The 908-nt window shown below is 54.5% G+C and carries 2 protein-coding genes; both read left to right on the plus strand.

The window, feature by feature from the left end; all coding sequences use genetic code 11:
• Positions 1 to 734: COG4705 family protein (locus AKL28_RS23645; protein WP_156226489.1), on the plus strand; the 734-nt coding region annotated here is incomplete at its 5' end.
• A 21-nt stretch (positions 735 to 755) separates the two neighbouring features.
• Positions 756 to 908, plus strand: a 153-nt coding sequence (locus AKL28_RS23650) for a response regulator (RefSeq protein ID WP_156226490.1), incomplete at its 3' end; no start/stop codon positions are given.

Genomic DNA, 908 nt, shown 5'->3' on the forward strand with positions numbered 1-908 from the left:
TGGCAAGAGTCCCGGAGGTGACCATGGGAGTCTGGCTCATCAAGATCGTAGCCACCAAGCTTGGCGAAACTGGAGGTGATGCGGCCTCCATGTCGATGAACCTCGGCTATCTGACCAGTACGGGCATCTTCGCTGCGTTCTTTGTGATTGCAGTGGCGTACCAGATCAAGTCAAAAACTTTCCATCCCTTGACCTATTGGCCCACGATTATCGCCACCACCACTGTCGGTACAACGCTAGCTGATTTCGCTGATCGTTCGCTTGGGATCGGCTACGCCGGTGGCACCACCTTGTTGTCCGCGCTTTTACTAGCATCCCTGTTGCTTTGGAAGCGCACGCTCGGCTCTATTTCAGTGAACACAGTAAGCCGCCCGCGAGCAGAAATGTTCTACTGGATCACGATCATGTTTTCGCAGACATTGGGCACGGCACTCGGAGACTGGACAGCTGATAGTGCAGGACTGGGCTATACCGGCGCGGCTGCGGTTTTCGGTGGACTGCTCGCTTTGTTGGTGTTGGCCTACTACGGAACAAAAATCTCTCGCACACTGCTATTCTGGACGGCATTCATATTGACGCGGCCACTGGGAGCCGTGGTGGGCGACTTTCTCGATAAACCTTTGAGTACCGGTGGCCTGGCTCTGAGTCGCTACGGTGCATCCATCGCATTGTTGGCATTCATGCTGTGCGCCATGCTGGTCTTCCGGCAGAGAGCGGCAACGGCATCACATTGACACTATTCCAATGGAGACGACATGCGAGTACTGCTGGTCGAAGACGACGCGATGATTGGTGAGGCTATTCAGGCCGCTTTGAAGGATGCGTCGTACGCGGTAGATTGGATCAAGGACGGAAAAATCGCCATCACGACAATCACCAGCCAACACTACGATATCGCCCTTCTAGAT

The sequence above is a fragment of the Herbaspirillum chlorophenolicum genome, from assembly GCF_001189955.1.
Taxonomy (GTDB): domain Bacteria; phylum Pseudomonadota; class Gammaproteobacteria; order Burkholderiales; family Burkholderiaceae_D; genus Herbaspirillum; species Herbaspirillum chlorophenolicum.